The organism is Sulfolobales archaeon (genome assembly GCA_038897115.1).
Classification (GTDB): Archaea; Thermoproteota; Thermoprotei_A; order Sulfolobales; family AG1; genus AG1.
Map to the genome: position 1 here is coordinate 1 of JAWAXC010000161.1, position 3,518 is coordinate 3,518.

A 3,518-nucleotide genomic window follows, 5' to 3' on the forward strand; every position below is an offset into this window, starting at 1 on the left:
GTTTTAACCCTGAGCCTCTTAACATCTAGAACAGCTACAGATGTGCTCTCACTCCCAGTACCAGCTGTGGTTGGGATCGCTATCAGGGGTTTCAGAGGCCCTGGCGGTGCTAGCCCCTTCCCAATAGGCCTATTTATATAATCCTCTAGAGGGGCTGGATAGCTGTAGAGTAGATCTAGGATCTTTGCTGTATCTATCGTCGATCCTCCTCCAAGGGCTATGAAGCCATCGATCCTAAGATCCCTTATCTTCTTATACCCCTCGATCAGCTCCTCATCCTCAGGCTCTATCCTAACATCGCTGAACACCTCAACCCCTATACCCTCGGACTCTAGCGAGGATATCACATCACGGGCTATCCGAGAATCCACAAGCCTCTTACCAACAACCAGCAGGGCCCTTCTAACCCCCAGCCTCTTAGCCTCATAACCAGCCTCTCTATGGACACCCATGCCAAACTTTATCGTCTGTGGAAGGGATATTGTGAACACGGCATCGATGGACTCGGAATATACTATATATGGATCTCCCATATATCGAGCCCCAACATATATTTACCTTATCATCAGATATAAGTAAGAGACGCTGATCAGCTGGTATGGATATATCTCTATGCGGTGAAAGCATATAAAGCTCCTAGGCTGTGGTAACATGGTGATTTCCCCTGGGTGTTAGAAGAATATATCTCCTAGACTATGGATGGCTCGCAGGCGATGGTGGGTGGTTCCTCCCTGGCTGGGGTGCTACGACATATAGCGAGAGAGAGCCTAAGAGGGTTTGGATCGAGATCCCAGTCTCTGGAGCTCTGCTAGACACGGATGTCGGCTATATACTATTCGATACAGGTGTTGCTCTAGATGCTTGGAAGACACATACTAGGAATGTTATGGAGGCATTCCCATTTATAAGATATAGCGAGGAGAATAGGATCGAGAACCAGCTTAGGCAGATAGGGTTGAGGCTAGAGGATATAGCTGCGGTTATACACTCACACCTCCACTTCGATCATGTGGGGCAGACAGTAGCGTTTAGAGATCTAAAGACACCCCTTATAGTTCATAAGAGAGAGCTCCAGACAGCCCTAATGATGCTCTGGCTTGGTAAGGAGGGAGCCTATCAGTCAGCTAATCTCGAGCCTCTGAAGGGTGCTAACTGGTATATAGTAGATCTACCTGTGTTTGAGCTCACAGAGGGGGTGAGGCTATACTTCTCTGGGGGACATACAACTGGGCATATGACGCTTGCTGTGAGGACTAATAGGGGTAATAACTATTTCTTCACAGCGGATCACATACATATCCCCAGGGAGCTGGAGCTTGAGTCTAAGGGCTGGCTCTTAGGGGATTATGATGAGTGGCTTACATTCGTCAAGCAGATAAAGATCTGGGAGAGGATTGATAGGTATAAGCTTGTCATAGCCCACGATCCAGATCTATGGTCTAAATATCCAAAGATACCTAGATATCTTGAGTGATCTTCAGGCAAGGGCTAGATATACCTTTAAAACCCCTACCCCCCACGATATCGCCATTCCAATAGCTAGGGAGCATATCCAGCTCTTAGCAGCCCTCAAAAGCTGCTTCCTAGAGAATATGCTCATACCAGATGAGGCTGAATAGCCAGCTGCTGAGAGCATGAGGGCATATGTGTGGGAGAGGGGTAGCCCGAGGAGGGTTGCAATTGCGATCCCAGCTACAACTGATATCTGTATAGATGATGCGGAGAGATGCCTCACAGAGAACCATCTAAACATACCCTCAAGCATGGCAGAGCCTGGGAGCGAGGCTGCGGCTCCTCCAAGAGCTATTAGCCATAGGAGTCTATGGCATTCAAGGCTACTGAGAAACCCCAGCGTGTTTCCCCCCAGCAGGATCCCTGAGGCGATTGAGAGCATGGCTACAACAGCTCTCGATGCTCCGAGGATGGGGGAGATTCTCTTTGTGCTCCACAGTGCCATGCCTAGGATCTTGTAGATGGCGATGGTGAGTATAAATACTAGAAGCCCTGAGGCTAGCCAGAGTATAGATGTCCCTGTGATCCATGTATAGTCGATAAGGCCTACCGCTAGATCACCACCCACCCTGGATCCTATCAGGGCTATCGAAGCTGAGAATGGTATTCCGAGATATGTTGAGAAGAGCATTGGGATCAGGATAGCTATATAGGCTCCCAGGGCGCTATCCCACCCACATCTCTGGGGCGTCTTCATAGCCCAGCCGAGGGCGAGGGCTCCAAATGCTATCGAGATCCCCGAGGCTATCCTAGCTATCCTCCTATCTATCCCCATAGATATGAGTGGGCCTGCAACTACTACCGAGTTGTTATATGAGATCATTGCTGATGCTAGAAAGGCCATGGGGATTGAGAGATCCAATGCCTATACCATCCTACAGGAGTTGGAAGTGTATGATATATAGCTCTGGGTTTTTGCTGAGAACCTTCTTACCATAGATCTTCATGAGCTCCTTCAGAAGCTCGGCTCTATCTCTAAAACCATCTAGCTTTGCATCCTCATCACTCAGATCTGATAGCCTCTTCTTCTCAATATGCTTTATAACAGCCCTCCCAACCCTTGCAGTGCCAACATATATATCTACTATCTCGCCGACTCTGTAGTTGGATTTAAGCCTTATAGTAGATCTCTTCTCACCCTTCAATATATTCTCGGCATAGCTAAGCCTAAACACCAATCGCTTCATATCAACCAATTATATAGATTGTTAAAGGCTTATAGGGATTCCCAAGCATCTCCTAGCGATACACCTCTACCATATTTGTGATACATATTAGAAGCCCAACCCTTTTAAACTCTACTTGGATATTGATAAGGGGTATGTACTAGCTATGATTGATGCTCGATATGATCTCGATGTTCTGAGGGAGGCTGTTAGATATGCAGAATCACTTGGGGCTAGCTATGCAGAGGCAAGGCTCCACATATATTACTACGAGCTTTTGAGAGCCGATAACGGTGTTCTCAAGGACTACTCAATCACGAGAAGGGCTGGGGTCGGGGTTAGAGTTATATATGGCCGTAGGCTTGGCTTTGCATCTACAAATTCCCTCGAGAGAGAAGATCTAAGGGAGGCTGTGGCCAACGCTATTTCGGCTGCAAAAGCCACGCAGGAGGAGGTTGTGTTTGCTGATAGGGGGTTTATAAGGGGGTCTAGATCCTCTATATATTTAAAGGATCCCTTGCTAGTCCCTCCAGAGGATAAGATCAGGGTTGTTCTCGAGACAAATAGGGCGGGGCTCGGCGTAGATGGTATAAAATCGGCTGTGACTATGATGGGGATTCAGAGGGATGTAAGGGCTTTTATATCTAGCGATGCTGATGTCTCCTGGAGCGTCACAGCTGTTGGGATCTCCCATACAAGTGTTGCTGGTGAGGCAGGGTCTATGGAGAGGCTCCACGATAGCAGATCCATGGTTGCTGGCTGGGAATATATAGAGAGATATGACTGGGCTGGCTTCGCTAGGGAGGTGAGTGAAACAGCTAGGAAGGCTCTAAAGGCAAC

At 48.0% G+C, this 3,518-nt stretch carries 6 protein-coding genes; 2 read left to right on the forward strand and 4 right to left on the reverse strand.

Annotated elements, in window-relative coordinates; translation table 11 throughout:
- The coding region (locus QXE01_12165) for an iron-containing alcohol dehydrogenase (protein MEM4971994.1) at window positions 1-533 on the reverse strand (533 nt) is incomplete at its 3' end.
- A 160-nt stretch (window positions 534-693) separates the two neighbouring features.
- A complete protein-coding gene (locus tag QXE01_12170; protein ID MEM4971995.1) occupies window positions 694-816 on the reverse strand; it encodes a hypothetical protein in 123 nt (40 codons plus the stop codon).
- Window positions 817-829: 13 nt separating this feature from the next.
- On the opposite strand from QXE01_12170, the gene QXE01_12175 reads away from it, so the two are divergent.
- Window positions 830-1,474, forward strand: coding sequence for an MBL fold metallo-hydrolase (locus QXE01_12175; protein ID MEM4971996.1), 645 nt, complete (start codon window positions 830-832; stop codon window positions 1,472-1,474).
- Window positions 1,475-1,477: 3 nt separating this feature from the next.
- Here QXE01_12175 and QXE01_12180 read toward each other — a convergent pair whose 3' ends face one another.
- Together QXE01_12180 and QXE01_12185 are read right to left on the reverse strand one after the other, a co-directional pair.
- On the reverse strand, window positions 1,478-2,374 hold the full coding sequence (locus QXE01_12180) for a hypothetical protein (protein MEM4971997.1): 897 nt from the start codon (window positions 2,372-2,374) through the stop codon (window positions 1,478-1,480).
- Window positions 2,375-2,387: 13 nt separating this feature from the next.
- Window positions 2,388-2,699 carry an ASCH domain-containing protein gene (locus tag QXE01_12185; protein MEM4971998.1) on the reverse strand — a complete coding sequence of 104 codons (312 nt, stop codon included), beginning with the start codon at window positions 2,697-2,699 and terminating at the stop codon, window positions 2,388-2,390.
- A 145-nt stretch (window positions 2,700-2,844) separates the two neighbouring features.
- On the opposite strand from QXE01_12185, the gene QXE01_12190 reads away from it, so the two are divergent.
- On the forward strand, window positions 2,845-3,518 hold a 674-nt coding region (locus QXE01_12190), incomplete at its 3' end, for a DNA gyrase modulator (protein MEM4971999.1).